Here is a 26814-nt window from a genome sequence, read left to right on the forward strand (position 1 = left end):
CCCTATAGCTATGCCATCACAGGCAGGAGCGCTCCCCGCCGGCCTGACGCTCTCGCCGGCCGGTGTGCTTGCGGGTACACCAACCGCAGCAGGCAACTTCAACGTCACCATCACCGCCAGGGACAGTTCGACCGGGACCGGCGCTCCGTTCAGCGCCGCCAGGGCCTATACTTTGACCATCAATGCGCCGGCGATCACGATTACCCCGGCGACACTGCCCTCCGGTTCGATCGCCGTCGCCTACAGCCAAGCACTGACGGCCACAGGCGGGGTCGGCTCCTACAGCTACAGCCTGTCGGCAGGCACGCTTCCCACCGGCCTGACACTGTCGGCAGCCGGTGTCCTCACGGGCACGCCGACGGCAGGCGGCACCTTCAACTTCACGGTTCTCGCCACCGACAGCCTGGCGTTCACAGGCTCCAAGGCCTATACCGTGACCGTTGGCGCCCCGACGATCGCAATCACGCCGACCACACTGCCGGCTGCAACCGTGGCTGCTGCCTATAGCCAGGCCATTACCGCATCCGGCGGAACCGGTTCCTACTCCTATGCGATCACATCAGGCGCCCTGCCCGCCGGACTGACGCTCTCGCCGGCCGGTGTGCTTGCGGGCACGCCGACGGCATCAGGCAACTTCAACATCACCATCACGGCCACGGACAGTTCGACCGGCTCGGGACCGTTCACGGGATCGCGCGCCTATACCCTGGCGGTCAGCGTCCAGCCGCCGATCGCCAATGCGGTTGCGGCAACCGTCGCCGCCAATTCCTCGAACAATCCGATTACCCTCAACATCACCGGCGGTGCGCCGGCCTCGGTCGCCATCGCAAGTGCGGCGGCGCATGGGACGGCGACCGCATCGGGCACCTCGATCACCTATACGCCAACAGCAGGCTATTCCGGTACCGACAGCTTCACCTATACCGCCACCAACGCCTCCGGCACCTCGGCGCCGGCGACGGTGAGCGTGACTGTCACCGCGCCGACCCTGTCCTTCTCGCCGCCGAGCGGTGCCCTGCCGGCCGGCATCGTCACCACCGCCTACAGCCAGACCGTCACCGCCTCGGGTGGAACGAGCCCCTACAGCTACAGCCTCACCGGCACGCTGCCGAGCGGGCTCGCCCTCAACCATGCGACCGGCGCCATTACCGGCACGCCGACGACGCCCGGCAATTACAGCTTCTCCATCACCGCCACCGACGCCAACAGCGCCACGACATCCGCTGCCTATACGATCGCCATCTCGCCGCCGCCGACCACCTTCGTGTTCAGCCCGGCCGGCGGCGCGCTGCCCGATGCCATGTCCGGCGAGGCCTACAGCCAGCAGATCTCGGTCACAGGCGGCGTCGGCACGAAGATCTTCAGCCTTGCCTCCGGCAGCCTGCCGAACGGCCTGGTGCTCAACATCTCCACCGGCCAGCTGACAGGACCGCTCGCGGGCGGCACCGAAGGCGACTACAGCTTCACCATCCAAATCCGTGACGGCAACGGCGCAACCGGAAGCGCATCCTATACGCTGAAGGTCAAGACCCGGTCCGTCACCGTTCTCGACATGGTCGTCAACGTGCCGGAGGGATCGACGCCGCCCGACGTCTACCTCAATCGCGGTGCGACCGGCGGTCCGTTCACCTCGGCAATCCTGGCATCCGTCGAGCCCGCCAATGCCGGCACGGCGACCATCATCCAGGGGCAGCTCGCACAGGCAGGCCCGGCCACGGGTCCGGTCGGCTGGTATCTGCACTTCACGCTGAACCCGGCCTATTCCGGTCAGGTCCGCGTCGGCTACAGGCTCGTCAGCGCGCTCGGGACATCGAACGTCGCGACGGTGACCTATAATGTCCATTATGATGCCGGCAAGGTTGCCCAGGACATCGACAATCTCGTGCATGACTTCGTGCAGTCCCGCCAGAACATGATCGCCAACACCATCGAGGTGCCGGGGCTGCTGCAGCGCCGGCAGATGGAGAAGGCGACCGATCCCGTCACCGCCCGCATGATGCCGTCGGAAGAGGGCATGACGTTCGGCTTCTCCACCAGCCTGTCGCAGATGCGCGCCGCCGCCGGTGATCCGGATGCCGCCTCCGCCCCCTTCAACGTCTGGATCGACGGCGCCTATCTTGCCCATAACGACAAAAGCAAGAACGACAGCACCGGCAAGTGGGGCAGCTTCGGCATGGTCAGCATGGGCGTGGATTACCTGCTCTCCGACAGGGCCCTGATCGGACTTTCCTTCCACTATGACCGGATGACGGATCCGACCGACCAGGATACCGAGCTGACCGGCAATGGCTGGCTTGCCGGACCCTATGCCTCGCTCGAGCTTGGCAAGGGCGTGTTCTGGAACGGCAGCCTGCGCTATGGCGGCTCGAGCAACACCATCAACACCCAGTTCTGGAACGGCTCGTTCGACACGACGCGCTGGATGGCCGACACCTCGATCGAAGGCCAATGGAACCTCGATGAGGAAACCACGCTCTCGCCGAAGCTGCGGGCGATCTACTTCTCCGAAAAGGTCGACGACTACAGCGTCAAGAACAGCGCCGGCGACAGGATCGACATCGACGGCTTCAACGAGGACCAGTTCCGCGTCAGCCTCGGCGCCGAGATCGCCCGCTCCTTTACCCTGGAGGGCGGAACCAAGCTGACGCCCAAGCTCGGGCTGACCGGCGGCTACTCCGCACTCGACGGCTCCGGCGCCTTCGGCGCCGTCACCGCCGGCCTGTCCATGCAGACCATCAACTTCTGGATGCTCGACACCAGCATCCTCTTCAACATCGAAGGCGACGGACAGAAATCCGTCGGCGCAAAAGTCGCCGCAAGCAAAAAGTTCTAGCCAAAATAATATAATCAATAAACCAAACGCAGAGGGACGTGTACGGCTGAAGTACTCGTACTCCTAGCGAGGATCGAACTTAAGACACCCTGAGCCGAAACGAGGCGCGCCTGCACCTCCGTTTTCCCGTTGATTCGGACAGGCCGAGCAAAGCCCCGATAGACGCCAATGTCATCTTTCCGGCGCAGCCCAGTAACGGAAATATGCGCTATCGAGCAGCACCTCGGACGTCATGAATAACATGCAACCATTCGCAATGTTGCTGGTTTACAACATTTAATTGAATAATAAATTCATAATAAGCAATCCTGGCGATTTTCGTGAATAGAAAATTGCCTTTCAAGTCGCCTCAGATAGTACTGTGATTGAGTTGAGGGGCGCCTGACACAATGTGGACGGGCAATTGCAAGAGCAACTTCCTGCGTTTCAGCGGCGGAGCGCTCTGTCTTTGGGTTGGGCAAATGACAAGTGACGAACTGCCGGCAACTGCATTTGCCAGAGGAAAACCCTGGCTTCCGGGCAAAGCCTATATTTCAAAGAATGATCTGCTCGGAATTTGGACGCACTGCAGGGCACAGATGCCCAGACAGTCATTCAAGGTCACGATAGGATGCATAGCCGCCATCGGGCGCACGCCTATATTGCTTTTGAAATTGGTCTTGCTCGTCAGTCTGTTTTGCGCCGGCCTGTCACTGGTAACTCCGAGCGTGGCTTACGCCGCCTGCACAGTCTTCAACTTCCCGGATTCACATACGACACCATCGACAAGCCCAATGGCCTCTGGCGGGGCGCTTAACGTCAACATTGGTACTCTGTGCGACCCCGTCGGCCTTAATCCCGTCACTGACCCAAATGCAACGTCACCGCAGCATGGTTCGATCTCGAATTACAACTCCGCGGCCGGATCCTTCACCTACACAAACAATGGCGACGGAGCCACCAGCGACAGTTTCATCCTGGCCGATGCGAGCGCGCATACTTTCACTATCAATATTGCAATTGCACCGGCAGGCGTGACAGCGCCTGTTGCCGGGCCGGTTAGTGCGACGGTGAGCCATGGGAGCACGTCCAATCCGATCACCCTGAACCTTTCAGGGGGAGCAGCGACATCGGTGGCGGTCGCGACGCAGGCAACCCACGGAACCGCCACTGCCAGCGGCACGACCATCACCTATACGCCGACAGCAAGCTACTCCGGCTCGGACAGTTTCACCTATACAGCCACCAACACCGCTGGCACCTCGGCGCCGGCGGCAGTGGCCATAACCGTCAGCGTGCCGACCATCTCGATCACCACGGCTTCGGTGTCGGGCGGCACGATTGCAGTAGCCTATAGTCAGACGATCAGCGCTACGGGAGGCACCAGCCCCTACACCTACACCGTGACATCTGGCGCCCTGCCGGCGGGACTGACATTGTCGTCCGCCGGTGTCATATCCGGCACGCCGACAGCAGGCGGCACGTTCAACTTTACCGTTAGCGCGAGGGATAGCTCGACGGGTACCGGCGCGCCGTTCTCCGGCTCCAGAGCCTATAGCATGACCATCAATGCGCCGACGATCGCAATCGCCCCGGCGACGCTTACCGCTGGCACCGTGGCTTCCGCCTACAGCCAAACGATCACCGCATCAGGCGGCACCAGTTCCTATACTTATGCGATCACCTCGGGTGCCGTGCCGGCTGGCCTGTCGCTATCTTCCGCAGGCACCCTCTCCGGAACACCCACAGCAGGCGGCACGTTCAACTTCACCGTGACCGCAACCGACAGCTCGACCGGAGCCGGACCGTTCACAGGCTCCAGAAACTACAGCATGACCGTCGTCCCGCCGACGATCATAATCGCCCCGACCTCACTGCCGGCAGGGACGGCAGGGACGGCTTACAGCCAGACCATCACGGCGTCTGGCGGTACTACGTCCTATAGTTATGCGGTGACCGCCGGTTCCCTACCAACCGGACTGACGCTCTCGCCGGCTGGCGTCCTTGCAGGCACCCCGACTGCGGCCGGCCCGTTCAATTTCACTATCACCGCTACCGACAGTTCAACCGGCGTGGGACCATACACCGGCTCCAGGGCCTATAGCATGACCATCGGCACCCAGCAGCCCGTCGCCAACAATGTTTCAGCAACCGTTGCCCAGAACTCGTCGGCCAATCCGATCACCCTGAATATCACGGGCGGAACGCCAACCTCGGTCGCGATCGCAACTGCGGCTGCTCACGGGACAGCGACGGCAACGGGCACGACCATCACCTATACGCCAACAGCGGGCTATGCCGGTCCGGACAGCTTCACCTATACCGCGACAAATGGCGGCGGCACGTCCGCGCCGGCGACAGTAACCCTCACGATCTCGGCCCCGACGATAGGGCTTTTGCCTGTAACGCTTGGTGCAGCGACTTTGAATGCGGTTTACAGTGAGACGATTACGGCGTCTGGCGGGACGGCTCCGTATAGTTATGCTAACACCGGTGCTCTGCCGACCGGCCTGACGCTGTCGTCGACCGGTGTCCTCACAGGCACGCCGACCGTGCCCGGCACCTTCAACTTCACCGTCACCGCAACCGACAGCTCGACCGGCTCGGGACCCTTCTCAGGCACCAGAGCCTATACGTTGGTGCTGACGGCCCATCCGCCGATCGCCAATGGGGTGACCGCGACGGTTGTCCAGAACTCCTCGGCCAATCCGATTACCCTCAACATCACCGGGGGCACCCCGCTCTCGGTTGCGGTTGCAAGTGCGGCAGCCCATGGCACAGCAACAGCCTCGGGCACCTCCATTAGCTATACGCCGGCTTCGGGCTATGCAGGTGCGGACAGCTTCACCTACACGGCCACCAATCTCGACGGTACGTCTGCACCCGCGACGGCCAGTATCACCGTATCCGCACCAACCGTGTCACTCGGCCCAACCTCTTTGTCGGCGGGCACGGCCGGGACAGCTTACAGCCAGGCCATGACCGCGTCGGGCGGTACGGCGCCCTATAGCTATGCCATCACAGCAGGCGCGCTCCCCGCCGGACTGACGCTCTCGCCGGCCGGTGTGCTTGCGGGTACACCAACCGCAGCAGGCAACTTCAACGTCACCATCACCGCCAGGGACAGTTCGACCGGGACCGGCGCTCCGTTCAGCGCCGCCAGGGCCTATACTTTGACCATCAATGCGCCGGCGATCACGATTACCCCGGCGACACTGCCCTCCGGTTCGATCGCCGTCGCCTACAGCCAAGCACTGACGGCCACAGGCGGGGTCGGCTCCTACAGCTACAGCCTGTCGGCAGGCACGCTTCCCACCGGCCTGACACTGTCGGCAGCCGGTGTCCTCACGGGCACGCCGACGGCAGGCGGCACCTTCAACTTCACGGTTCTCGCCACCGACAGCCTGGCGTTCACAGGCTCCAAGGCCTATACCGTGACCGTTGGCGCCCCGACGATCGCAATCACGCCGACCACACTGCCGGCTGCAACCGTGGCTGCTGCCTATAGCCAGGCCATTACCGCATCCGGCGGAACCGGTTCCTACTCCTATGCGATCACATCAGGCGCCCTGCCCGCCGGACTGACGCTCTCGCCGGCCGGTGTGCTTGCGGGCACGCCGACGGCATCAGGCAACTTCAACATCACCATCACGGCCACGGACAGTTCGACCGGCTCGGGACCGTTCACGGGATCGCGCGCCTATACCCTGGCGGTCAGCGTCCAGCCGCCGATCGCCAATGCGGTTGCGGCAACCGTCGCCGCCAATTCCTCGAACAATCCGATTACCCTCAACATCACCGGCGGTGCGCCGGCCTCGGTCGCCATCGCAAGTGCGGCGGCGCATGGGACGGCGACCGCATCGGGCACCTCGATCACCTATACGCCAACAGCAGGCTATTCCGGTACCGACAGCTTCACCTATACCGCCACCAACGCCTCCGGCACCTCGGCGCCGGCGACGGTGAGCGTGACTGTCACCGCGCCGACCCTGTCCTTCTCGCCGCCGAGCGGTGCCCTGCCGGCCGGCATCGTCACCACCGCCTACAGCCAGACCGTCACCGCCTCGGGTGGAACGAGCCCCTACAGCTACAGCCTCACCGGCACGCTGCCGAGCGGGCTCGCCCTCAACCATGCGACCGGCGCCATTACCGGCACGCCGACGACGCCCGGCAATTACAGCTTCTCCATCACCGCCACCGACGCCAACAGCGCCACGACATCCGCTGCCTATACGATCGCCATCTCGCCGCCGCCGACCACCTTCGTGTTCAGCCCGGCCGGCGGCGCGCTGCCCGATGCCATGTCCGGCGAGGCCTACAGCCAGCAGATCTCGGTCACAGGCGGCGTCGGCACGAAGATCTTCAGCCTTGCCTCCGGCAGCCTGCCGAACGGCCTGGTGCTCAACATCTCCACCGGCCAGCTGACAGGACCGCTCGCGGGCGGCACCGAAGGCGACTACAGCTTCACCATCCAAATCCGTGACGGCAACGGCGCAACCGGAAGCGCATCCTATACGCTGAAGGTCAAGACCCGGTCCGTCACCGTTCTCGACATGGTCGTCAACGTGCCGGAGGGATCGACGCCGCCCGACGTCTACCTCAATCGCGGTGCGACCGGCGGTCCGTTCACCTCGGCAATCCTGGCATCCGTCGAGCCCGCCAATGCCGGCACGGCGACCATCATCCAGGGGCAGCTCGCACAGGCAGGCCCGGCCACGGGTCCGGTCGGCTGGTATCTGCACTTCACGCTGAACCCGGCCTATTCCGGTCAGGTCCGCGTCGGCTACAGGCTCGTCAGCGCGCTCGGGACATCGAACGTCGCGACGGTGACCTATAATGTCCATTATGATGCCGGCAAGGTTGCCCAGGACATCGACAATCTCGTGCATGACTTCGTGCAGTCCCGCCAGAACATGATCGCCAACACCATCGAGGTGCCGGGGCTGCTGCAGCGCCGGCAGATGGAGAAGGCGACCGATCCCGTCACCGCCCGCATGATGCCGTCGGAAGAGGGCATGACGTTCGGCTTCTCCACCAGCCTGTCGCAGATGCGCGCCGCCGCCGGTGATCCGGATGCCGCCTCCGCCCCCTTCAACGTCTGGATCGACGGCGCCTATCTTGCCCATAACGACAAAAGCAAGAACGACAGCACCGGCAAGTGGGGCAGCTTCGGCATGGTCAGCATGGGCGTGGATTACCTGCTCTCCGACAGGGCCCTGATCGGACTTTCCTTCCACTATGACCGGATGACGGATCCGACCGACCAGGATACCGAGCTGACCGGCAATGGCTGGCTTGCCGGACCCTATGCCTCGCTCGAGCTTGGCAAGGGCGTGTTCTGGAACGGCAGCCTGCGCTATGGCGGCTCGAGCAACACCATCAACACCCAGTTCTGGAACGGCTCGTTCGACACGACGCGCTGGATGGCCGACACCTCGATCGAAGGCCAATGGAACCTCGATGAGGAAACCACGCTCTCGCCGAAGCTGCGGGCGATCTACTTCTCCGAAAAGGTCGACGACTACAGCGTCAAGAACAGCGCCGGCGACAGGATCGACATCGACGGCTTCAACGAGGACCAGTTCCGCGTCAGCCTCGGCGCCGAGATCGCCCGCTCCTTTACCCTGGAGGGCGGAACCAAGCTGACGCCCAAGCTCGGGCTGACCGGCGGCTACTCCGCACTCGACGGCTCCGGCGCCTTCGGCGCCGTCACCGCCGGCCTGTCCATGCAGACCATCAACTTCTGGATGCTCGACACCAGCATCCTCTTCAACATCGAAGGCGACGGACAGAAATCCGTCGGCGCAAAAGTCGCCGCAAGCAAAAAGTTCTAGCCAAAATAATATAATCACCAAAACCAGGCGTAGAGGGTAAGCGCCTTCTAGGAAGCCACTCGAGAGGCCGGCGCAGCGTCCGGCCTCAAATCACTTGAGTGAAGCTTGTCACGTGTTTCCGTGCCTGGGCTTTCAATGCACCGATCACGACGTCTCTTTCCTTCCCAGCCCGTAATGCGCATGATGCCGAGAGGGCGGAAATATATCTTCTCGGGAAGTTCTGTTCGACCCGAATGGAATATCGTTTCAGGGCGACGCTTCATCGGTTTCGATCAAAGATATTATACTCGCAACGAGGACAACCGACCGGCTCGCAAGATAAACGGGACCCCTTTGACGCGCGACCCGACTATAAGGAGGAATCTCTGACGCTATCAGCCATGTATTTTAAATTTATACAACCAAATAACCTGATGATAATGTTTATTATTCGCCTCTTTTTGCGCTCACTTTTCAACCTTCAGTATTTAAAAAAACTATTAAAAATACACTGAACTTTTATACCTATGATGGTCAAAATTTTTCTTGCGTTTATCGCATTGATTGAGTGATGATAGCATTCAATATAATTAGAATATTCACGGGGTATGGTATGACAGAAGTCTTTCTCGGCCAGATTATGCTCGCAGGATTTCAGTTCGCACCCAAGGGCTTTGCCCTGTGCAACGGCCAGATCCTCCCCATCGCACAGAACCAGGCCCTGTTCTCACTGTTGGGAACTTATTACGGCGGGGATGGAATTCGAACGTTTGGTCTGCCCAACATGCAGAGCCGCACACCGGTTGGATTCGGACAATCCGTCGATTCCTCGTGGCAACCCGCGCCTTACCAGATTGGTGAACTCGGCGGTGTGGAGAATGTGACGTTGCAGCCGCAGCAGCTGCCGCAACACGTTCACGTCGCGACCGGAACGACCAGTAGCGGCACGGTACGCAGCCCGAGCAATGGACTCTATGGAACCAACAGCGCGAATATCTATGGCCCTTCCAGCGGTGCTCAGGTTGTGCTGGCGAACCAAACCGTGACTCCGGCCGGCAACGGCCAGCCCCATGCGAATTTGCAGCCCTACGACGTGATCAATTTCTGCATTGCGCTGTCGGGAGTTTTTCCGTCCCGCAATTGATCATCGCCCGTCAACCTACTGCTCGGAGGAACAACCATGAGCATGCCCTATGTCGGAGAAATTCGGCTCTTTGGCTTTTCGCGCGTGCCCAACGGGTGGCTGCCGTGCAACAACTCCTTGCAGCCGATCTCCGAATACGAAGCCTTGTACACGCTTATCGGGACAACTTATGGCGGCGATGGAGTAACAACGTTTGCGACACCCAATCTGTGCGGCCGCGTGCCGATCCACCAGGGCACCGGGCAAGGCCTTTCGACCTATGTGATCGGTCAGGCTGCCGGCAGCGAGAACGTCACACTGCTATCCATGCAGATGCCGTCGCATACGCATCCGTATCTTGCCACCACAGGCCTTGCGAACAGCAAGACCGTCGGCACGTCGATGGAACTCGCTGCCGTGACCGGAGATACAATGTATGCCTCGAACCTAAGCGGAGCCACTCCGATCATTACCTCACCACTGGCAACGCAGGCAACGGGATCGACGAATCCACATGACAACGAGATGCCGACGCTAACGGTGCAGTATTGCATCGCATGGGCAGGCGTCTTTCCCACACAGGGCTGAACCGCGCGCAATCCACCAAGGACATTGCTATGACACAACCTTTTCTCGGCGAGATCCAACTGTTCGGCTTCAACTTCCCGCCCTACCGTTGGGCATTCTGCAATGGTGCTACGCTCCCCATCCAACAAAATACCGCACTTTATTCTCTGCTCGGCGTCCAGTACGGCGGCAATGGCACCACGACATTCCAGCTGCCCAATTTTACCAACCGTGCCGGCTGCAACCAAGGTCGAGGGCCGGGCCTGACACCGCGGACCGAGGGCGAAACCTTCGGCAGCAACAACATAACGTTGACGCAGGCGGAAATGCCGGCGCACATGCATTCCTTGACCGTCTTTAATCAGGGCGACACCGCCAAGCGCGCCGCCGCGCCGAGCACCGGCGCCGGCCTTAGCCTGCCGAATTCGAGCACTCCGTTTCTGCCCAATGCCCAGCCGAACGCACAGTTCGCGCCGAACGTCATCGGCGTCGGAGGCGGAAGCCAGCCGCATGAAAATCGCCAACCCTATCTCGCGGTCAACTTCAGCATCGCGTTGGCCGGCGTATTTCCATCCTTCGGTTGATGTCCGCCCTGTGACAGGCTCGCTACCGGAATTTCCCGCGCGAACGGGCCATAACAGGCTCCGCATTCCCAACTGCATCCTGCGCCCTGCAACACTGGGCGACCTCGCGTTTCTACGCCAGCTATACGGTTCGTTTCGGAAAGATGAACTGGCTCAGATACCGTGGTCGCAAGAGGACAAGCAGGCATTTCTGGACCAGCAATTTGATCTCCAGCATCGCTATTATATTATCGCGTTCCCACAGACAGACTTCCTGATCATCGAGAAAGACGGCACCCCCATTGGTCGCCTCTACATCAATCTCGACACGGAGATCTGGCAGATTATCGATATCGGGCTGCTGCCGGAATGGCGCGGTCTGGGCTTGGGCTCTGCAACACTGAAGGCCATCCAAGCCGCGGCATCAACAGGCAAAAACCTAGGCATTGCCTTGCATGTCGATCGAAACAACCCACGTGCATACGAGCTTTATCGGGCTTTCGGATTTGAGGCGGTTGAAGCCACCGAGACCCACATCGGCATGGAATGGCGCTCGCACCATCTCCTGCCAAAGCGGAGAGATCAATCGGCAGACCTCAGTTGAAGACTGCCTGATAGATGATCCCATCCTTGTCCCTGGCGACCGGCACCAGGAAAATGTCGAGAATTCCAAGGGTAGAGTTGTTCAGCCGGTAAATCTGTTGCGGCAGCAGAACCTTCGATTCGCTGCGAAACAGAAGCGCAAACGGGGCTCTCGTCATCCCCGGAAAGCCGCGTTCGGGCAAGGGCCTTGCCTCCGTCAGCGTAAAAGCGACGGAGCCAGCGCCCATATCGATTTCGAACCCCTCCCCGACACAGCGGGCGAAATGATCTAGCGTTACAATCCCCATCCCAACCCCAATTGCTCGTCTGCTCTTTGATTGTCGACGCTTACGATTAATGGCCTTCTTTGAAATCTATCAAGAGATTGGGGAGAAGCAAGTAACTCCTCGTTTATTCAGTGGTTTCGTGCTGTATAGCCGAAGTTGGTCGGCCGGATTCACCACTTCACGGGCACATTCTCAAAGTTCTTTAAAGTGACGCCTATTGTCCCGGACTGCGATGCGTGGCGATATGCCGGCGGAAGGAACGTTGCCGCTATCGGCCTTATCTGCATGAGGAGCTTCGCTTAGGATATAGAGATTTTCCGGCAGCCAATTCACCTCAACTCAATTCACTCCACTATCCCTCAAGGAGAAAGACCCGAGCTGCGATAGGCTTTGATACATTGGTCGAAGATCGCGATATCGCCCCTGCCGCGCGCGACCAGTTGGGCGCCCTCGATCGCCGCGAAAATTGCGGTAGCGAGGCTTTGCTTTTCCGCGGCCGTGGCCCTCGGCCTGTGGCGCGAGAGCACCTTGGTCAACCAGTCGATGTTGACCTCAGCAAAGCGGTCCACCTCCACTCGGACGGCATCCGGAAGATCAACATATTCGGCCGACATGATGCCACAGAGGCACATGCGGTTGTCTTTCTCCAGGGCGGCTCGAAACACAGCGGTATATTTCGCAAAACACTCATGGATGTCGATCGGTTCATCCAGAAGGCTGTTCAAGAAGGCCGCCGCCACATCGGTATATCGCCTGGCGAGAGCAGCGCCCAGATCGCCTTTGGTCGGAAAATGATAGTGAACCGAGGCGCTCTTTACGCCGACGGCAGCCGCGACATCCCGGAAACTCAGCGCGTTGTAACCACGGTCCTGCACCATGAGGCGGGCCGCCTCCATGATCATCTCGCGGGTATCTTGCACATTCATCAAAACCTTCCTTCCGTCTATCAACTGATAGATAGCACTTGACGGGACCGTTTAATAGGTATCTCCTGCGTCTATCTACTGATAGATAAAGGAGAGAAAAATGAAGATCTATGACCGTGAGGGCTTCCCCAACCCCGCACGCATCCGCATCGTTCTGGCCGAAAAGAACCTGGACTCGAAAGTCGAGTTCATATCCGTCGACCTGATTGCGGCGGAACACAAGCAACCGGGGTTTCTCGCGAAGAACCCCGCCGGGACTGTTCCCGTCCTCGAACTGGATGACGGCACACTCATCGCGGAGTCGACCGCCATCACCGAATATCTCGACAACCTCGACGGCAATCCCACCCTGACCGGAACGACGCCTCTCGAGAAGGCAAGCATCCACATGATGCAGCGCCGCGCCGAACGCGAAATCACCGATGCCGTCGGTATTTACTTTCATTATGGGACACCGGGCCTCGGTGAGGCGCTTCAACGCTACAAGGCGCCTGAATGGGCGGCACGCAAGGAATGGGCAGAAAGACATCGCGAACAGGTGATCGCCGGCATGTTGTATTTCGACGGCATCCTCCGCACACGGCCATTCGTCGCCGGTGCAAAATTCTCGATGGCTGACATTACCATCTTCGCGGGGCTGATACATGCAGACGCCGCCGGCATATCAATCCCCGAAAAAGCTACTTTCCTGAAAGCCTGGCGGGCAAAAGTCTCGGAACTGCCGAGCGTCAAGAACCGCAGCGGTCAGGATTTCGTGGCGGAGGATCTGCGTCGCTTCGGCCTGTGATACAGGATTGCGGCCTCTCCTCGGAGAAAGCATCCTCCGCGTCCGGGCATCGAACTCTCCGTTCACACAAATGGGGGCCGGTTGTTCAGACCGGCCCCCATTTCCTGCCCATGAAATTTGTCGATCTCGGCAGCGAAGAAAATGGCTCCCTAAGAGGCTGCTGACACCGATGGTATTTCCACCCCTAAGTGCCGCAGCTAGTCCGGCAAGATCGTTCCGGAATCGCCGCGATGTTTTAAACCCGGATCAGCTGGAATCCAATCAAGCCAAAGCACCGGTAACGGATCACAGGCACTCCACTCCCATCGGGACGAGGTGGGTTCAGCCGGCGCTTTCGCCGGCATCGATGGCAGCAAGCTTGCGGGCTGGGCTCTATGTTGACACCCAATCAGGCCACCTATCAGTAGAAGTCGAGCAGCGAACGTCTGCAAGCTGTGGTGCAGCTAAGATACCATCGATGAGCTCGAAGAGTCGCCTTCGATAACTATACCACCCATGGTATATAAGTAGTATCAAATGCAACAAAAAGATTAAACTCAGATCTGTAAAATAGAATTCCAACACCCGTGAATCGACTGACGGGCTAAGTAAAATAATATTACGGAAATATATTTAATAATAATTGACTAAAATTGCGATCTTAATAATCTGTTGGGGATTTATATTTGCGCGACTCCTGGAGCACGACGGAGGTATTTGCATGAGTGTGCTAGGAACCATGCCCGAGGGGCTGATTTGCCGTCCGATTGAAAAAGCCGACTGGCAGGGCGTGATAGATTGCCTGCGGAGAGGCTTTCCTGATCGCTCGCGCCAATACTGGCAGAACGCGCTCGGCCGCATCGACGATATGCCGGTGGTTGGTGATTTTCCGCGCTATGGCTACCTCCTTGACCACGCCGGAACGGTAGTCGGCGCGATGCTGACGCTCTACTTTCGACATACGGATGCACATGGGGAATCCATTCGCTGCAACCTCTCGAGCTGGACAGTCGACACGGATTTTCGTGCCTATGCAGGCAAGCTGATCATGGCTGCCCTGCGTCAGCGGGATGTAACCTTTCTGAGCGTTACCCCCGCTCCGGTAACACGCAAGGTCGTAGAAGCATTGCGTTTCAAGCGCTTTGCCGACGGTCAACACGCCTTCCTGCCTGTGTTGAGCCCTGTGCGGGCAAGGTCTCGCGTGGTGAAGGTCCATGCCGACGCATCGGAATTGCTTCAGTTGCCGGAACACGAACGCCGCATTCTTTTGGAGCACACGGCTCTGGGATGCGATGCCCTGATGTGCATCATCGACGGTTCGGTGCACCCGTTTGTGTTCAAGGCACGTCGTGTGCTCAAAGGCTTCGTCCCTGCAAGTCAAGTCATCTACTGCCGGTCGCATTCCGACCTCAGCCAATGTGCCGGTGCACTTGGACGATACCTGCTAAGGCGGGGCAAAATCTTCTGCCTGGTCGATGCCAGAGCGCCAGTTCCGGGATTGGTCGGACGCTATTTTGCCGAAATCGGCCCAAAATATTTCAAGGGACCGAATTTGCCAGCTCCGGGTGATCTGGCTTTCACGGAGTTTGCCCTATTTAACGAATGAACATACCAATGAAGGCCACACAGCAATCTGGCGCGCACCCAGAAGCCCCCTCGCCGCGTCAATTGCCAACTACCCGCCGGCTTCAATTGCCGGCTCCGGGTCGGAAACCGGCCCGGAAAATCCGAAGGCCCGTGCACGCTTGCCGGGCATTCCTATGATTATAGCGAGAGAGAGGGCGCTATGGAAACGACTGACCTGCAGGCATGCCGGATCGAAGAAGCCGGCATTTGGACCTGGAGCATCGAGAGCGACCTGGTGTTTGCCGATACGGCGGTAGCAAAACTCTTTGGCATCGATCAGGAAGAGACGCTGCATGGCCTGCCAGTCGAACGCTTCCTGACGCGTATCCATGCCTCGGACAGGCCGCGTATCGCGAGAAAACTCAGCCAGGCCATCATCGGTGGGCAGCCATATCGGGAAGAATATCGCGTGGAGGATTATAGCGGCACGATCCGTTGGGTCATGGCCCACGGCCGCTGCTTTCGCGATCGATCTGGAAACCCGGTACACTATGCAGGCATCGTTCACCCGATAGAATATCCCCCGAGCCTCAAGGCATATGCTTAGATCTGCTCAAGACCTCTTCAGCAGGAGCCTGCATGAGGTTGCTGATCTTTCGGCGCGAGGGAAAGGCGTTGAAACCTGCTTCGCGCCGCTCGCCGCCTTCAGATCATTGGATCTGCCGTCCGCGCTTCCGCAAGAAGCCAATTAGCAAAAAGCTGTATCGGACCGTCACTCAACCGGATCGGCTCCGGCAGGATGAGGCAGAAGGTCTTGGAGATGGACTGCCCATGGGGCCAAGGCGCGATAAGGCGCCCTTCCGCCAATTCCGTCTCGACATAGAGGCGCGGCACCAGTGCGACGCCGAGTCCGGCCAGCGCGGCCTCGATCAGCATGATGTGAAGATCATAGCGAGGCCCGATCGCGGGATTGGTCAGCACGATCCCGGTCTCCTGCGCATAGCGTTGCCAGGCGTCCGGGTTCTGGCGCCGATGGAGGCGCGGCAACTCATCAAGGGATGCCACGCTGTCTCCTCGGTCGAGAAGTGCGGGATGGCAGACAGGAATCAGGGTTTCATGCAGCAGCCGGTGCGTTCTCATTCCCGCCCATGCAGGATGCTCGAAATGGATCGCAGCGTCGAAACCGCTTCCCGCAAGGACAAAAGGCTCCATCCGCTCGGCAAGATGCACGATGATATTCGGGTGCTCTTCCTGGAACCGAGCCAGACGAGGAATAAGCCAGCGCGCGGCGAAGGTCGGGATCGTAGCAATGTCGATGCTGCCGCCGTCGCGCGGCTCGCCCATCAGATATTGACTGTCCCGCTCCAGCCGGTCGAGTGACTCCCGAACCTGAGCCGCGTAACGCTCGCCATTCGGCAAAAGCCGAACGCGGTTGCCGACCCGCTCGAAGAGCGTGACACCCAGGAAAGCTTCGAGCCGGCCTATCTGGCGGCTGATCGCTCCCTCGGTCAGGGCCAGCTCGTCGGCCGCGCGAGCGAAGCTTCCATGACGAGCCGATGCTTCGAACGCCATGAGCGCGGAATTGCTTGGAATCTTGCGGCGCACGGGCAGCTCTCGGTATGATGGTTCAGCACACGATCCACCGTTACCTTGATATTAGATCACTGAAGCATGATCCGATATCGATATATTGGCGTCACCGTACGCCTTATCATGATCAAATATCAATTAGAAACAAGACCGGAAGCGCCATGCTTTCGGTCGGAGGTGATACGATGATCTATACGGTAGAATGCAGCTTCGCCAATGCAGATAGCGAAGCGGAATGGAATGACTTCTATAGCCTGGAGAAGTTGCCGGCCCTCATCTCGGTGAGCGGCTTCCACACATCACAGCGTTTCAAGGCATTGAGCCGTGGCTGCCCCGTCTATCTCGCCATTCATTCAATCGATGGCCTGGATATTCTGACAGGTGAGGAATATCGCCAAAAGGGCGGCGGCAATTTCGCACGCTGGCAACAGCACATCACCGACTGGCACCGGAACCTCTATGATGGCATCGAGCGAGCGCCGGCAATCGGTGAGGGCGAATATCTTGCCTTGAGCGCATCAGGCCCCGAGCCCCTGATCCGGCTGGGCCTCACTCCACAGGCGATGCACGCGGTCGCGATGGAGAAACTTCCCGAACACCGCTGGCTCGCCAGGGTGGAGCACGCCAAGACGCCGGTCTTCGAGCATCTGCCGGAAGACATCCATATCTATGAACCGATGACGACGCAGTTGACGAGCGGCAGTGACACCGTCTTCGCGAAGGTACTGTAAACGCCGATGCCGAATGTCACGATCTTCATCCCCGCAAACAGGATGCCGCCGGACGGAGCGCTCGCCATCCTCACAGAGCAGTGCACCGAACTCTGTACCGGCATCCTCCGGGCCGCATTGGCGAATGTGCATGTCATCTATGTCACGGTTCGGCACGGGCAGGGCCACCCGGTCTTTGCAGAAATTCGGTATCGCCTCGGACCCTGTCGGACCACACTCGTTATGGATCAGTTCATGGAAGGCCTCGACATGGCCATCAGGCGCAATCTCGATCTCACCGCGCGCATCCGTTGCTTTGGCTATGCAGCGTCGAGCATTTGCGCGCGAAATTGAACTGAAGCTCGGAGAGAACCAATGACAGATATTGCATGTCCCGGTCAGCAGATCGGCGACTTGACTATCACCGCCATCAGCGATGGCTATCTCGCTGGCAGCCTCGACCTGCTCTCGAATATCGACCCTGCTGATGCCACCCGCATGCAGGAGAGGGCGGGAATAAAAGATCATGCTGCGATACACATCGGCTGCTACCTTGTGCGTGGCGGTGGCCGTACCATCCTGATCGACGCAGGAGCCGGTGGCTTCAAGCAATGGGGCGGTCGGCTGAAGGCCAATCTTGCGCTGGCCGGTATCCAGCCTTCCGAGATCGACACGATCCTGTTGACACATGCCCATCCCGATCATGTCGGTGGGTTGGTGGACGCTTCGGGAGAAGCCGTCTTCCCGAATGCCGAGCTTGTTGCCCACAATCGTGAAATCGCGTTCTGGCAGGATGACGGCAATCTGAGCCGGGCGCCCGAGCGTGCTCGTGGCAACTTCCTCTTGGCGCGTCAGGCGTTCGATGCTTACCGCGACAGGCTGCGCACCCTCGATGCCGGCGAGGTGCTCCCCGGTATAGCGGCGATGCCGTTTCCGGGTCACACGGTCGGGCACACCGGCTATCGTCTCGAATCCTGCGGCCGGAATCTGCTCGTCTGGGGAGATATCGTCCATTTCCCTCAAATTCAGATCCCGCGCCCGGATGTGTCGATCGCCTTCGATCAGGATTCACATCTCGCCGCAGCCACACGGTCGAGGTTGCTAGATCTCGTCAGCTCCGAGCGACTGCTGATCGCCGGTATGCATCTCGGCGAACTCGGTTTCGCGCGCATCGAGAAAACGGGCGGAAACTTTGGCGTTATTTATGAGGGCTTTCCCGAGAATAGTTCCAAAGCGAGCCGTCGGATAAGGTTTCAAGCTCTTGGTCATCTAGAAAATCGAAGAAATGGCGTTGAACAACGCCATGTTCAGCCGCTTCAGCCTGTCATCCACCGGATCGGGTTGCGAAGAAAACTTGACGATCACCACCTCCGAACGAGTGTTTACGAAAAGCCATTGCCCATGAATGCCCAGAGCGAAGAAGGCGCCATCTTCGTTTCCGGTCTGATACCACTGATTGCGATAGGAACCTGAAGGAAGCCAGTCAGCGAAATTGCCGGTTGTCCAGGCATCACGGCTGCCGCCGTTTATAGTATCCCGAACCCACTCAGATGGAATTATCCGACGGCCTTCGACCTCACCTTCGCGACGGACAAGTTCGCCGAGGCGGGCAAAATCGCGGGCCGTGACGAACAAGCCGCCGCCGGCACGCGCTGTCCCCTCGCGATCGACCGTAACAAGTGCATTCGATCTGGCGCCGAGCGGTTGCCAGAGCTTCTGTGACAACAAATCCGCAAAACGTAGACCAGAGGCTCGTTCGACGACCAGACCGAGCACATCGGAATTGGGCGAGCAATAGAAGAACGGTCCGCCGTGATCCCTCTGCGCCTTTTTCAAGGAAGCAAGGAAGGCGATCACGGTTTCAACCGGCTCGCCATCGAGCGCGGGATCAAGCAGCCCCGCCCGGCGATACCGCGCAAAGTCGCCCCTTGGGTCGCTGTAATCCTCGTTGAAAACGAGGCTCGTGCGCATGTCGAGCGCATGTCTCACCTTCGCATCGCCAAAGGCTGAGGTCGCCAATTCAGGAACATGACGGGCGATTGGCTCATCCGGATCCAGAGTGCCCTCGCCCACCAGGATCCCGGCCAGCATGCCGGCAACGGACTTGCTTGACGAAAACAGTATGTGCCTTGACCGCGTGGTGAAACCGGGAGCATGGAATTCCGCGACAACAACGCCTTTCTTCATGACGAGAAGGGTGTCGGCATAGGTTTCCTGAAGAACCGCGGAAATGCTCATCCTGCGGTCGCCGATCGGTATTTCCTGAGACGTCAGCCAGGTCTCGTCGGCCTTGGGTTCTTCGACTCCGTTGTCTGTTGCCGGCACTTCCGCTGTTGGGATAAATTCGTGAATGTTGCGAAACGCCCAAGTGTTGAAAGGCCTGTTGCGCCAGTTTTCCAGACTGACGCTGTCACGCCGAAACCCGTGCTGTTTCTCGAATAATTGAAGCATTGCTTTCCAATCAATCCATAAGGATCGTAGCACCGTACTTTACGTTGACGGTACGGTTGCCCGATCACTTTAGCGTCTGAGTTTCGGGCTCCCGGAGATAGACCCCCCAGGAGCATTTGCGGCGCGAAATGCAACGCCTATCAACCAAACCATTTGTCGCAAATTGCCTTGTAGCGCCCATCCGCCTTCATCGCGGCCAGCTGGATATTGGTTGGCGCCACCAATGGGCTGCCCTTCTGAAATCCAATACCGACATTCTGGCCAGCAAGGGTCGGCTGGATGACCTTGACCTTACCTTTGCCGGCCGTCTTGGCATAGTAGAGCAGAAGCGGAGTATCGTAGATAACGGCATCGGTTCGGCCAGCCTGCAGTGCCAGGAGCGCATTGTTGATGCTTGGAAGCTGCTCAAGCGTGGCATTCTTCAGATTGTTCTTGATGTAGTCGACGGCGATCGTACCCGTTTCCGTGCCAATTGTTTTACCGTTGAGATCGGCGGGCGATTGAATGGAATTATCGTCCACCCGCGCCACGGCGACGAGACCGCTATCATAGTAGGGGTCCGAAAAATCGATGACCTGCTGACGAGCAGGCTTGATGAAAAGCTGAGAAACGATCGCGTCGATATTGTTCGTCTGCAAGGCGGGGATCAGCGCGCCGAACTCCATTGGCTGTATCCGCCATTTTCGATTGAGACCTTTGGCAACCTCCGCCCATATCTCGACGTCAAAGCCTGTATACGTGTCACCCTGCTTGAATGCGAAGGGCGGAGCACCAACGTTCGAACCAACGATAAGCTCGGCATCTTCCGCTTTGGATATCCGGGCGAGTGAAATTGCCGGAATGGCGGCAAGACCAAATTTGAGCAGCGAGCGACGATCCATTTTCTTGTTCCCTCTGTGGTTAGGACCAGTGGACGTGTTCGGACTCTGAAAATGGCCGATATATGCTCTCCGTCACTGGCAACCGGCACTCTATTCGGAACACTCGTCGCAGATCGCCGCCAAACGGGCCGAATTTATTGACCGAGCGGGCCAAAACGAAGGAGCTTTGCCCATGGGCCCCGGTTGGATCTTTGACATGGAGACCGCACAGCCACGGCTCGCGCTTGATCGAACCTGCGAGGCGAGGCGGTGCCGATTCCTGTTGATTTTCGCTTGTTCACGCTGCTAGCTTGCTAGACTGACATATAGAGTGCGCAAATGCTGCGATCATTTGAACAGGTTTCCCATCCCAGCGACGCTAATCTTTTGATTTCCGCCGACGAGGAGTGTGCCGCTCTTTCGGTTGGGGGCGATTATGCGATGCCATGGCATTGGCATGATTGCTTGATGTTCATCTTGCCAAGCCGCGGAACCGTCGAGCTCAAGCACGAGGACCGGCGTGATGGCGCCTGGCTATCGCAAGACCGGTTTGCCGTCATACCCTCCAGCCGCGCACATGAGACACGAGCTGGTATAGGCGGACAAAGCCATGTCGCCGTCTACGTGACGAATGACAGCCTGCGCAAATTCGACAACAAAATCGGCTCGCTAAGCGAGTTTTACAGGCGCACCCGCAGCACGGCGCTAGTCGCGCGGTCACCGACATTGCGTGCGATACAGGAGCTGGCGATACGCAAAGATACCGGCCCCTACGCAAGCTCTATGATACGTCATTCCTTCTCCTCTGCCTTGATTCTGCAATGTATAGCCGACGTCATGACCGGGGATATCCTGCCCAATGCCTCCCACCAGGATCACGGCATGGCGGTTGTCGAGGATCTGAAAACATATCTGCTCGAACATGCCGACGAAAACATTCCGCTCGACATGCTGAGCGAGCATTTCAGGATCTCAAGGCGCCACATCACGCGCCTGTTTCGTGAAAGGACCGGGTTTTCGATTGGTGAGTTTCAGCTGCAGACGCGACTGAAAAGGGCTCGGCAGCTTCTCGTCGAGACAAACTTGCCGGTCGGAGAAATCGCCTTCCGAGTCGGGTTTGAAAGCGGCGCCGCGCTGGCCCGGGCGATGCGACGCGAGAACGGACTTTCGCCGTCGAATATCAGGACTGGTTTGGCCCATTAGATCAATTTTTAAGGCCCGTTGAGCCGCGCTTATAAGCGATCGGCATGTTTTATCCTGACAGCTCACGTTGCATGTGAGGGCAGGATAGGCAATGCAGACCAGTGATAAGGTTCAAGTCGTCAGTGTATTTGCCACGGGGCCGCAGGGCGGAAACCCGGCGCCGATCGTCGTTGATGCCGCCGGCATGACGGACGTGGAGATGCAGTCCGTCGCAAGAGCCTATGGTCACGAAAGCGGCTTTGTTCTTCCGGCTTCCGCTGGCACGGAATGTGACTTCGATTTCCGTTTTTGGGTGCCCAATCACGAGATGTCGATGTGTGGGCATGCCACTATCGGATGCGTATGGCTCCTGGACAGTCTCGGCAGGCTGCCGCGCCCGGAAGTCTCGATATCGACGAAGAGCGGAAAGGTCGAAGCACGCGTTCTCGGCCATTCCGAGCAGGGCGCCGAAGTGGAAATTTCGCAGCCGGCGGGGATCGTCGAACCCCTCACCGACGAGCGGACGCAAATCGCGGATATCGTCAGCGTGCTCGGCATTCAAGCATCTGAGCTTGCGGACTACCCGATCCAGAATGCTCGAACCAGCCGGGTAAAAACCCTCATTCCATTGAAAAGCGAGGCCGTGCTTTCGAGCCTGCGTCCGGACTTTTCTAGAATGGAGGATGTGTGCACGCGCATTGGCTCGACCGGGCTCTATCCCTACGCGGTTCTCGACCATGCGAGACAGCTATTCGACGCAAGACAATTCCCGCAATCATCGGGCTATCCTGAAGATGCGGCGACCGGCATTGCCGCATCCGCCCTTTCGTTCGGGTTGCTGGAAAACGGGATTGTGGAACGATCTGACAGGCAGATCACGATCCGCCAGGGACGCGCCATGAAACGCCCATCCGCCATCTCCGTTCGCTTTCACATGGATGATAGCGGCCCGAAAGGATGCTGGATCGGCGGTGCCGTTCGGATTGGCGCCTGAATGCGCGGCCTCATGGAGAACAATCTTCGCATTCGCCTTGGCGAACTGGGTTTGCAGCTTCCCGAAGCGCCGAGGCCACGGGGCAAGTATGTCGGCGTGACCGTCCATAACGGGATAGCCTATGTGAGCGGCCAGGTCAGCCGTCTCGGGGATGACGTGATCTGTGGACCCGTCGATGAGAATACCTCTTCTCACACCATAAAGCTTGCAGCCGAGACCTGCGTACTGCGGGCTCTGAGTGCCTTGACCGCAGTCGAGAATGCCTACGGGTTCGACCGCATATTGTTCATGCGGGGCTATATAAACGCAGTGCCCGGCTTCACCGCCCATTCCGCCGTGCTTGATGCTGCTTCCGAGCTTCTCCACGCCATTTTCGGAGAGCAGGGAGTTCACTCGCGATCGGCGGTGGGCGTTTCCAGCCTGCCGAATTACGGGCTTCTGGAAATTGAATTGGTTGTCTCGCTGATAGCCAATCCTCTGCGGGATGCAGGAACCGCCTTGCCGAAAGTAACCCAATGCCTTTGACGGGGGATTTCTCATGACGTTCGATTGGAGCGCAGTGGTATCCGCCCTGCCAGATTTGCTCGACGGGCTAAAGCTCACGATCCTGATCGCCATCGGCGGCCTGGCGGGCGGCATTGTGCTGGGCACGCTTACCGGTGCCGTATTGACCTATGGCGGTTGGCTGACCGTCGTGCCGGCGCAGATCTATGTCGCGTTGATCCGCGGCACGCCCATCGTTGTCCAGGTCATGTTTATCTATTTTGCATTGCCGATCATGATGGGAATCCGTATCAGTGCGACAAGCGCCGCCATCATAACGCTGATCGTCAATTCGGGTGCTTACAATGCGGAGATCGTTCGCGGGGCGCTGGACGGCGTCCCCGTGGGGTTGAAGGAGGCCGGCCTTTCCATGGGTCTGCGCTTCCGCACTGTTCTGGCCCATGTCATTGCACCCCTCGCCTTCCGCCGCGCGCTGCCGGCCATGGGAAACCAATTCGTCAGCGTCGTCAAAGATACCTCGATTTTCCTCGTTATCGGCGTCGGAGAACTCACCCGCCGCGGACAGGAAATCATGTCGGAAAATTTCCATGCCGTGGAAATCTGGACCGCCGTGGCCGCGATCTATCTGATTGTCATCAGCATTCTTGCATTCAGCCTGCGTCTGGTCGAACGAGGAGCGCGCCTGCCATGAGCATGATCGAGTTTAAGGACACCACCAAGAAATTCGGCACCCACCTCGTTCTCGATCCGATTAATCTTGCCATCGATCGCGGCGAAGTGGCAGTCGTGATCGGCCCGTCCGGCTCCGGTAAATCAACGATGCTCCGATGCATCAATGTTCTGGAAAAAATCAGTGGCGGAGACCTCAAGGTCGATGGCATCAGCGTGCTGGGCTCTCAAGGCGACATACGGCGGATCAGGCTCGAAGCCGGAATGGTCTTCCAGCAATTCAACCTGTTTCCGCACCTGACGGCGATAGAGAACGTGATGTTCGGACCAATTCGTGCAAGAGGCCGCACAAAGGCAGAGGCAAGGGACATAGCGGCATCGCTGCTGGAAAAAGTCGGCCTTGCCGAACGGATGAAGCATTATCCTTCGCAGTTGTCCGGAGGACAACAGCAGCGCGTCGCAATTGCACGGTCCCTGGCCGTTGGCCCGAAGCTGATGCTGTTTGACGAACCCACATCGGCGCTAGACCCGGAATTGCGCGAGGAAGTTCTCAAGGTCATGCAAACCCTGGCGGTCGAAGGAATGACAATGGTCGTCGTAACTCATGAAATCGGCTTTGCAAGGCGCGTCGGATCAAGATTGTTGTTCATGGATCGCGGTCAACTGGCCCACGACGGAAACCCGAACGAACTGCTGACGGAGCCGCCCAGTGAGCGGTTTCGAGATTTTCTGCGGCATGTGCATTAGTCCAGCCATCGGCGTTTCCGAAAATCGCTTAGCCATTTCTCTGGATTGAGAATGTCCAAGACTCTGCTCTCCACCGGTAGAAATCCGCACCGGGTCTCGCACGCTATCGCGTGGAGGTTTACCCAGAGCAAAGCTGTTCCTGGGAAGCCAGGAAATCGACGAATGTGCGAACCTTGGCGGAAAGGAATTTCCTGCTGGGATAGACGGCGTACAAGTTCACATAAAACGTCGTGACATCGGGAAGCACCTCTTCCAGCCGGCCATCGGCAATATCGGTTTGCGTCATCCAGGTCGGCAGGAAAACCAGTCCCATACCCTCCAGTGCAGCCTGATGAAGCATTATCTCATTTTCGCTCTGCATCACGATGCGGAACTTGAGCGCGCCGGCGTCTTTTGAGCTGTTGACGACCACGCTGCCTATTTCACCCATTCCGCTGTAGAGCAGGAGGGCGTGACCATCTAGGTCGGCTTGCCGCTTCGGACGAGTTGCGCGCGATAGATAGGCGGGCGATCCGACCAGATGAAAGGCAACCTTCGCCAAGGGCCGCGAAATCAGGCTCGGATCAAGACGGTCGGGCAGCGTCGCACGCAGCGCAAGATCGAAACCCTCGTCGACCAAATTGACAATTCGACCACTGATATCGATGTCCAGCCGAACATCGGGGTAGCGGCGATGGTAGTCGGCGAAGGCGCGGGCAATCAAAGTATTCGCGATCCAAACGGGTGCGCTCAGCCGAAGAGTACCGCGCGGCAGGACCGTGACATTGCTGACGGCCGCCTCCACTTCGTCCAGCCCGTCGAGCATCTGCTTTGCGTAGTTGAAATAGAGCGTACCGCTTTCTGTCAGGCTTACGCGACGGCTGGTCCGATTGAGCAACCTTGTGCCCAGCCGGCTTTCCAAATGCATCAGATGCTTGCTCGCCATCGCAGGTGAAAGCTTCAGGCGCGTCGCAGCGGTGGAGAAGCTTTTAAATTCGGCGACGACGACGAAAACGCGCAGGCTCATCAAGGTATCCATAGATCATCTACCTATAGGAAGCGGTTCTTCAACAAAAGCCATCTTGATCAACAGAGATGAAAAGCTCACTTCTGACGGCAGAACGCTGACGCCCCACTCGCTTACCCGGCATCATCGAACCAATTTGCCGCCGGGCTTGTGATGACCGGCAACTATCTATTCCTTTTGATGGGCCATATTCATGCAGGGCATTGCGACAATATTCGATAATCCTATCGTGATGATGGTGGTTGTCGGGCTGGTGGTGGGGCTGGCCGGCGGTATCCTGGGCTGCTTTTTCACTCCCATCGGCCGGTTGACACCTGCGTCTGTATTTTTAGCCAGCTACTATTCCGCCTATGGCACAATCCCGGATTTTCCGCCGATCGCTTCTACGGGAAAAGTTTTCTATTCAGTGATCGGCCTGGCTGCTTTCGGCCTCCTCTTCGACTATGGCTTCAAGAAGCGCCCTGTGGCCGCCGCCAGCGCGGCGATCGCGCCGGCCTTGCTGATTGCATGGATCGGCTACAACCGATTGACGACTGCGTTCAGCGCCGAGCTGGCGGTGATCACCCTCCTCTTCGTCATCGTCGGTGCTTTTGCTTTTCTCTGGGTGCGCGCGATCGATTCCACCCCGGCTGACGCAAGCCGCGGGCCGGTTGCCAGCATCTCGATATTGCTGTCGCTTGCTGTGGGATATGCGCCGATTGCCCTCGTCGGCGGCTCGTCAACGGGCCTGGGCCTGTTCGCCGGATTTGCCGCAGGCCTTGGAGGCCTCGGTCTTGTTCAATTCATCTTTCCGTCTGCGTTACTCGGCTGGACCGGCATCCTTTCAGGTCTTGGAGCGGTGCTGGCGTTTAACGACAGCGTCACACTGATCAATGGCAAGATGGATTTCACGCTTCTGATCCTGCTTTGCCTGTCTCTGATCCTTGGCCAACTCGTTGGGCTCGCGCTTCCACGCAAGCAGGCGGGAGCCCCACGCCTGAACCAGATCGTCATCGGAATATCGACGCTCGTTCCGAGCATCGCCGTCGTGTGCCTCGCCTATCTTCGCCACGCCGACGCTTTCCATCCGTAGTCCACCCCACCCCCATAAGGATTG

General features: G+C 58.9%; 23 protein-coding genes and 1 pseudogene. 18 read left to right on the top strand and 6 right to left on the bottom strand.

The window, feature by feature from the left end; all coding sequences use genetic code 11:
• Nucleotides 1–10: 10 nt before the first annotated feature.
• From BSK43_RS32825 to BSK43_RS32850, 6 genes are all read left to right on the top strand, one after another.
• Entirely contained in the window at nt 11–2833 is a 2823-nt protein-coding gene (locus BSK43_RS32825; protein WP_136687423.1) for a putative Ig domain-containing protein, read from the top strand.
• Nucleotides 2834–3606: 773 nt separating this feature from the next.
• Nucleotides 3607–8646, top strand: coding sequence for a putative Ig domain-containing protein (locus BSK43_RS32830; protein ID WP_205910686.1), 5040 nt, complete (start codon nt 3607–3609; stop codon nt 8644–8646).
• A 592-nt stretch (nt 8647–9238) separates the two neighbouring features.
• The gene (locus BSK43_RS32835; RefSeq protein ID WP_077472905.1) at nt 9239–9769 is read left to right on the top strand and encodes a tail fiber protein; all 531 of its coding nucleotides are present in this window, start codon (nt 9239–9241) and stop codon (nt 9767–9769) included.
• 36 nt (nt 9770–9805) lie between these two features.
• Nucleotides 9806–10336 (top strand): tail fiber protein, encoded by a 531-nt coding sequence (locus tag BSK43_RS32840; RefSeq protein ID WP_077472906.1) that lies wholly within the window; start codon nt 9806–9808, stop codon nt 10334–10336.
• Nucleotides 10337–10365: 29 nt separating this feature from the next.
• Nucleotides 10366–10899 (top strand): tail fiber protein, encoded by a 534-nt coding sequence (locus BSK43_RS32845; RefSeq protein ID WP_077472907.1) that lies wholly within the window; start codon nt 10366–10368, stop codon nt 10897–10899.
• Nucleotides 10826–11482, top strand: a complete 657-nt coding sequence (locus BSK43_RS32850) for a GNAT family N-acetyltransferase (RefSeq protein WP_077472908.1) — start codon at nt 10826–10828, stop codon at nt 11480–11482. Before BSK43_RS32845 ends, BSK43_RS32850 begins: the two co-directional genes overlap by 74 nt.
• Here BSK43_RS32850 and BSK43_RS32855 read toward each other — a convergent pair.
• Together BSK43_RS32855 and BSK43_RS32860 are read right to left on the bottom strand one after the other, a co-directional pair.
• Nucleotides 11475–11768: a hypothetical protein gene (locus BSK43_RS32855; RefSeq protein WP_077472909.1), complete on the bottom strand. Its 294-nt coding sequence runs from the start codon at nt 11766–11768 to the stop codon at nt 11475–11477. The genes BSK43_RS32850 and BSK43_RS32855 overlap by 8 nt on opposite strands.
• A 338-nt stretch (nt 11769–12106) precedes the next feature.
• The gene (locus BSK43_RS32860; RefSeq protein WP_077472910.1) at nt 12107–12673 is read right to left on the bottom strand and encodes a TetR/AcrR family transcriptional regulator; all 567 of its coding nucleotides are present in this window, start codon (nt 12671–12673) and stop codon (nt 12107–12109) included.
• A gap of 100 nt (nt 12674–12773) precedes the next feature.
• Between BSK43_RS32860 and BSK43_RS32865 the strand changes: the two genes are divergently transcribed.
• From BSK43_RS32865 to BSK43_RS32875, 3 genes are all read left to right on the top strand, one after another.
• Nucleotides 12774–13460, top strand: a complete 687-nt coding sequence (locus BSK43_RS32865) for a glutathione S-transferase (protein WP_077472911.1) — start codon at nt 12774–12776, stop codon at nt 13458–13460.
• A 700-nt stretch (nt 13461–14160) separates the two neighbouring features.
• Nucleotides 14161–15045: a GNAT family N-acetyltransferase gene (locus tag BSK43_RS32870; RefSeq protein ID WP_246662764.1), complete on the top strand. Its 885-nt coding sequence runs from the start codon at nt 14161–14163 to the stop codon at nt 15043–15045.
• Between the two features lie 180 nt (nt 15046–15225).
• Nucleotides 15226–15612 carry a PAS domain-containing protein gene (locus BSK43_RS32875; protein ID WP_077472912.1) on the top strand — a complete coding sequence of 129 codons (387 nt, stop codon included), beginning with the start codon at nt 15226–15228 and terminating at the stop codon, nt 15610–15612.
• Nucleotides 15613–15710: 98 nt separating this feature from the next.
• Here BSK43_RS32875 and BSK43_RS32880 read toward each other — a convergent pair whose 3' ends face one another.
• Nucleotides 15711–16610: a LysR substrate-binding domain-containing protein gene (locus tag BSK43_RS32880; protein ID WP_077472913.1), complete on the bottom strand. Its 900-nt coding sequence runs from the start codon at nt 16608–16610 to the stop codon at nt 15711–15713.
• Nucleotides 16611–16780: 170 nt separating this feature from the next.
• Between BSK43_RS32880 and BSK43_RS32885 the strand changes: the two genes are divergently transcribed.
• From BSK43_RS32885 to BSK43_RS32895, 3 genes and pseudogenes are all read left to right on the top strand, one after another.
• On the top strand, nt 16781–17326 hold the full coding sequence (locus BSK43_RS32885; protein ID WP_077472928.1) for a sugar ABC transporter: 546 nt from the start codon (nt 16781–16783) through the stop codon (nt 17324–17326).
• A gap of 6 nt (nt 17327–17332) precedes the next feature.
• A complete protein-coding gene (locus BSK43_RS32890; protein WP_077472914.1) occupies nt 17333–17659 on the top strand; it encodes a hypothetical protein in 327 nt (108 codons plus the stop codon).
• Between the two features lie 144 nt (nt 17660–17803).
• A pseudogene (locus BSK43_RS32895) lies at nt 17804–18430 on the top strand (MBL fold metallo-hydrolase); the annotation flags it as partial.
• A gap of 144 nt (nt 18431–18574) precedes the next feature.
• Here the strand turns inward: BSK43_RS32895 and BSK43_RS32900 are convergent.
• Nucleotides 18575–19756: a serine hydrolase gene (locus BSK43_RS32900; RefSeq protein ID WP_077472915.1), complete on the bottom strand. Its 1182-nt coding sequence runs from the start codon at nt 19754–19756 to the stop codon at nt 18575–18577.
• A gap of 140 nt (nt 19757–19896) precedes the next feature.
• Entirely contained in the window at nt 19897–20637 is a 741-nt protein-coding gene (locus tag BSK43_RS32905; RefSeq protein WP_068395927.1) for a transporter substrate-binding domain-containing protein, read from the bottom strand.
• A 447-nt stretch (nt 20638–21084) separates the two neighbouring features.
• Here BSK43_RS32905 and BSK43_RS32910 point away from each other — a divergent pair, with 447 nt between their 5' ends.
• From BSK43_RS32910 to glnQ, 5 genes are all read left to right on the top strand, one after another.
• Complete coding sequence (locus tag BSK43_RS32910) at nt 21085–21819, top strand: AraC family transcriptional regulator (RefSeq protein WP_169055495.1); 735 nt, start codon at nt 21085–21087, stop codon at nt 21817–21819.
• Nucleotides 21820–21910: 91 nt separating this feature from the next.
• The gene (locus tag BSK43_RS32915) at nt 21911–22792 is read left to right on the top strand and encodes a PhzF family phenazine biosynthesis protein (RefSeq protein WP_077472917.1); all 882 of its coding nucleotides are present in this window, start codon (nt 21911–21913) and stop codon (nt 22790–22792) included.
• A gap of 12 nt (nt 22793–22804) precedes the next feature.
• Entirely contained in the window at nt 22805–23317 is a 513-nt protein-coding gene (locus tag BSK43_RS32920; RefSeq protein ID WP_077472929.1) for a RidA family protein, read from the top strand.
• Between the two features lie 13 nt (nt 23318–23330).
• Nucleotides 23331–23987 carry an ABC transporter permease subunit gene (locus BSK43_RS32925; RefSeq protein ID WP_077472918.1) on the top strand — a complete coding sequence of 219 codons (657 nt, stop codon included), beginning with the start codon at nt 23331–23333 and terminating at the stop codon, nt 23985–23987.
• Complete coding sequence (glnQ, locus tag BSK43_RS32930) at nt 23984–24712, top strand: glutamine ABC transporter ATP-binding protein GlnQ (protein ID WP_077472919.1); 729 nt, start codon at nt 23984–23986, stop codon at nt 24710–24712. Before BSK43_RS32925 ends, glnQ begins: the two co-directional genes overlap by 4 nt.
• Nucleotides 24713–24830: 118 nt before the next feature.
• On the opposite strand, the gene BSK43_RS32935 is transcribed toward glnQ, so the two are convergent.
• The gene (locus BSK43_RS32935) at nt 24831–25730 is read right to left on the bottom strand and encodes a LysR family transcriptional regulator (RefSeq protein ID WP_077472920.1); all 900 of its coding nucleotides are present in this window, start codon (nt 25728–25730) and stop codon (nt 24831–24833) included.
• A 181-nt stretch (nt 25731–25911) separates the two neighbouring features.
• Here BSK43_RS32935 and BSK43_RS32940 point away from each other — a divergent pair, with 181 nt between their 5' ends.
• Nucleotides 25912–26790 (top strand): hypothetical protein, encoded by an 879-nt coding sequence (locus tag BSK43_RS32940; protein ID WP_077472921.1) that lies wholly within the window; start codon nt 25912–25914, stop codon nt 26788–26790.
• Nucleotides 26791–26814 lie beyond the last annotated feature (24 nt).

The organism is Rhizobium sp. P44RR-XXIV (assembly GCF_001999485.2).
Lineage (GTDB): Bacteria > Pseudomonadota > Alphaproteobacteria > Rhizobiales > Rhizobiaceae > Rhizobium.